Origin of the sequence: uncultured Legionella sp., assembly GCF_937871865.1 — a bacterium.
Classification (GTDB): domain Bacteria; phylum Pseudomonadota; class Gammaproteobacteria; order Legionellales; family Legionellaceae; genus Legionella.
Genome location: NZ_CALMPD010000283.1, coordinates 1 through 4,205, shown reverse-complemented (window position 1 = coordinate 4,205; position 4,205 = coordinate 1). Strand labels below are relative to the sequence as shown.

The window sequence follows — 4,205 nt, the reverse complement described above, 5'->3', positions numbered from 1 at the left end:
GTTGTTCGAGCGCTGACAGTTGGCCTTTGGCATATAATACAATTGGAGGATCTGCAATTTCTTTCAGTAAGGCGGGGTAATCTGGCGAATCCCAGGTCAATAAGTGATGGTCAGGTGCACTATCTCGCCAGTCTAAATCCTCTTGAATCAGATTGAGATCAAATTCTGTTATTATTCTGGCTAATGCCGAGGGGAGGCCTGCTTGTTCTTGCTCTAAATAGCTAAGTGCGAACAAATCCTGAAGATTGGGCCAGCGTTTTTTTAATTTTGCCACAGTCCTTGGACCGACTTTATTCATCCTGTTTAATGCAAGAAGGTAGGGTAAATTATTCATGGGTTGGTAACTCTGTCCATTAGATATATGGCTCTGGTTGAGCGAACAACTAAAGCAAAACTGGTTTTGGTAAAGGCACGAAACACCATTGCCTCACCTATTCTTTCTGGAGGCAACTTAATCGGTATCAGATGATTTTTGGGATCTTGTACTATACGTTTTTTTCCGTATATTCCGAGCACATCCCCTGCCTCGATTCCTGAGCGTGCTCCAATATTAATTATAACTACTCCACCTACCGCAATTTGGCTGTTTCCGCCAGGCATTCCATTAGGCATTTCGATGATGTAGCCCTGCACTTTGTTTATTGGGGTTTGCGGTTCAAAATACATATCAAATTCTGGGCTGTTATTAATTAACACTTTATCCAGCTTTTTAATACCCTCTTTTATGCTGGTTAAAAGAAGGGTTGCAGGTTCGCCGCCAGCTACTAATTCACCATAACCCACTAAATTGGCTTTATATCCCAGAAGTTCTTTGGTTATTGGGTCAATGTAGTCTCGTCCGCCTCTGAAGACAGAATAGGCAATGGTGCCTCCCGGAGGCATTTCAGGGGATGGATGTAATCCTTTGACGTACACTTCCTGACCTTGGCCACCCAACATGTGTTCCCCCATAAACGCTACAATATAGGGCGCACGGAACAGAACGTCTTCATCAAGAATCAGCGATTCATTCAGAAAAGGGCGCAGTTCGCCTAAGGGAATTGGCGGGATTGCTTCATCAACTGCATGCGGGCGTATGCTGGGGGAAAGTTTTATGGTGCCATTGGATAACACTCTAATATAGGGGCGTTTTTGGTAGTAGTCCAAGATTAAAACAGCTCCTGGGTATAAGCGATTTGGATTTTTGATGTTGGGATTTGCCCGCCACAGAGCTTTCCATTCCCAAGGGTTTTTAAGGTAGCGGCTGGCGATGCTCCATAAACTGTCCCCATGCTGGACAACATAACGTTGGGGATAATCTGCTCTAAGGTTTAATGCGTGGTTTACAGGGGATAGTAAAAAACAAAATAAAATGAGCAAATATCTCATGTATCAATCCTTTGTTCGGCCTTGGCATCTTGCAGCAATACTACATATAGGGGATAATATCATGACTTTTATGTGGAGAACCAGATAAGCAATGGCTATTCGTAAGATTCTTTATCTACCGGACGAACGTCTAAGAAAAATTGCAAAGCCTGTTGTCGCTTTTGATGACAGTTTGCAGACTTTAATTGATGATATGTTTGATACTATGTATCACGCTAAAGGTGTTGGCCTTGCCGCGCCGCAAATAGGTGTTAGCTTACGTTTGTCAGTCATTGATGTTGTCGGTGATAAAACACAACAAATCGTGATCATCAATCCTGAAATTGTATCCTCTTTTGGTGAAAAAGAGTTTGAAGAAGGCTGTCTCTCTGTGCCGGGTGCTTATGATACAGTGGTGCGGGCTGAAAAAGTAACAGTAAAAGCACTGGACCGGTTAGGAAATCCATTTGAAATTAGCGGAGACGGGTTGCTGGGAGAGTGTTTACAGCATGAAATAGATCACCTGAATGGTAAATTATTTGTCGATCTCTTGTCGCCTTTAAAAAGAATGATGGCACGCAGAAAGCTGGATAAATTCAAGCGTCAACAAGCTCGTAAATCATGAGTGGACTCAATATCGTTTTTGCTGGTACTCCTGAGTTTGGACTTCCTTGTCTTGAGGCATTGAGCCAATCATCTCATCACATTTCAGCGATTTATACTCAGCCTGATAGACCTGCTGGCCGAGGGCGTAAGCTCCAGGCTTCAGCGGTGAAGGAATGGGCCTTGGCTCATCATATCGAGGTATTCCAACCGCTGAACTTTAAAAGCCAGGAAACGATTGATGAACTTGCAGCCTTAAAGCCAGATGTGATGATTGTTATTGCTTACGGTCTGATTTTGCCTCGCGCGGTTCTTGAAACTCCTCGTTTAGGTTGCATTAACGTTCATGCTTCATTGTTACCCCGATGGAGAGGGGCATCGCCTATCCAGCATGCAGTTTTGTATGGTGATACGACATCAGGGGTTACCCTCATGCAAATGGATGTTGGAATGGATACAGGAGCTATGTTATCCAAGGCAGAATGTCCCATTACCCCTGACGATACTGCAGGAAGTTTGCATGATAAATTAGCACAAATCTCTGCAGAGCCTTTGTTGGCAGTGATTGACGCATTAGCAAAACACCAAACGCAGCCAGAAGAGCAAAATAATGAATTAGCTACTTATGCGGGTAAAATCAGCAAAGAAGATGCTCGTATTAATTGGCATGATCCAGCTGAGGCAATTGACTGCAAGGTACGTGCATTTAATCCTTGGCCTATTGCTTATACAGAGTTTGGGGATGAGCTCCTCCGCATTCATCAAGCCCGCCCTGTAGACACTGAACATGAAGAACTTCCCGGCACGGTGTTAAGCATCGACAAGAGCGGGATGCTTGTTGCAACAGGTAAAAAAGCTCTTTTAATTGAGAGAATTCAATTTCCTGGCGGGAAAGCAATTTCCATCACCGATTGGTTAAATTCAGGTAAATCACAATTGCACCCAGGTTTAGTGCTTTAATGAAAAATAATGAACGATTACATGCTTTAAAAATACTCACTACCTTAACCGAAGAGAAAGCTTCTTTATCTCAGTTGATGCCCGCTTCGGATGAGGTGTCTCCGATGACAAAAGAAATATGCTTTGGCTATTGTCGACACTATTTCAGACTGGAAGCTATAGCTGATTCTCTGGTTGATAAGCGCCCAAAAGCAATTGATGTATGGATTGCTTTACTTATTGGTATTTACCAATTGCATTACATGAATAAGCCTGATTATGCGGTTGTCAAAGAAACCGTTGCTTTACTTGGCAAAATAAAAAAAGTTTGGGCTAAAGGTTTGGTTAATGCTGTATTACGTAATTTTTGTCGGCAGCGGGAGCAAATTTTAGCAACGCTCGAACAGGAGCCTGTTTTTATTTATGGGCAGCCGCAATGGCTATTAAAACGTTTAAAAGCAGACTGGCCTGATGATTGGGAAGCTATAGCCCAAGCAAATGATGCCCATCCGCCAATGACATTAAGAGTTAATGTAAGAAAAACTACCGTAAATGATTATCTCAAGGCATTACTTGATGCCGGAATTGATGCCCAGGCCCATCCTGTTGCGCCGGAAGGAATTACTTTGGCTTTTCCTTGTGATGTGCATAACCTGCCAGGTTTTGCCGAGGGGTTCGTATCGGTACAAGATGGTGCTGCTCAGCTTGCGGCATCTTTATTGGATTTAAAGTCAGGCCAGAGGGTATTGGATGCTTGCTGTGCTCCTGGTGGTAAAACTTGCCATATTTTGGAGTCTGAGTCTAATCTTTTAGAATGTGTTGCTCTGGATGTTGATGCAAAAAGATTAAAACGAGTAAAAGAAAATTTGAATCGATTAAATTTTACGACTACTCTGGTACAAGGAGATGCTCTAAGCCCGGATACTTGGTGGGATGGACGGCTTTTTGATCGCATACTTCTCGATGCACCTTGTTCCGCTACAGGAGTAATTCGACGCCATTCTGACATAAAGCTATTACGAACCAATGAAGAGGTCTTGACTGTAAGCGAGATTCAAAAAAACCTGTTGCAGGTGATGTGGCCATTACTCGCTCCTGGGGGCATGATGGTTTATGCTACCTGTTCGGTCATGGCAGAAGAAAATGAACGTCAAATTGCTGCTTTTTCGACGAGTCATTCTGATTGTAAGGTACAACAGGGTACTTGGTCCTGGGGACGTGCAACAGGCCATGGCCAACAAATTTTACCTGGTGAACAGGGCATGGATGGATTTTTTTATAGTGTGTTACGCAAGAAGTGTTCTTGAGTAATGCAA

The 4,205-nt window shown here is 43.2% G+C and carries 4 protein-coding genes and 1 pseudogene; 3 read left to right on the top strand and 2 right to left on the bottom strand.

What is annotated here, in order from left to right; all coding sequences use genetic code 11:
* Window positions 1-334 (bottom strand): annotated as a pseudogene (locus Q0495_RS15195) (DNA-protecting protein DprA); the annotation flags it as partial.
* Window positions 331-1,368, bottom strand: a complete 1,038-nt coding sequence (locus Q0495_RS15190) for a LysM peptidoglycan-binding domain-containing protein (RefSeq protein ID WP_298627790.1) — start codon at window positions 1,366-1,368, stop codon at window positions 331-333. The pseudogene Q0495_RS15195 and the gene Q0495_RS15190, both read right to left, overlap by 4 nt.
* Before the next feature lie 91 nt (window positions 1,369-1,459).
* Between Q0495_RS15190 and def the strand changes: the two genes are divergently transcribed.
* Genes def through rsmB form a run of 3 tightly spaced genes read left to right on the top strand, consistent with a single transcriptional unit; the run spans window position 1,460 to window position 4,196 of the window.
* Window positions 1,460-1,972, top strand: a complete 513-nt coding sequence (gene def / locus Q0495_RS15185; protein ID WP_298627788.1) for a peptide deformylase — start codon at window positions 1,460-1,462, stop codon at window positions 1,970-1,972.
* Entirely contained in the window at window positions 1,969-2,910 is a 942-nt protein-coding gene (gene fmt, locus Q0495_RS15180; protein WP_298627786.1) for a methionyl-tRNA formyltransferase, read from the top strand. Before def ends, fmt begins: the two co-directional genes overlap by 4 nt.
* Window positions 2,910-4,196, top strand: coding sequence for a 16S rRNA (cytosine(967)-C(5))-methyltransferase RsmB (gene rsmB / locus Q0495_RS15175; protein WP_298627784.1), 1,287 nt, complete (start codon window positions 2,910-2,912; stop codon window positions 4,194-4,196). The genes fmt and rsmB overlap by 1 nt, the downstream gene beginning before the upstream one ends.
* The last annotated feature ends 9 nt before the right edge of the window (window positions 4,197-4,205 follow it).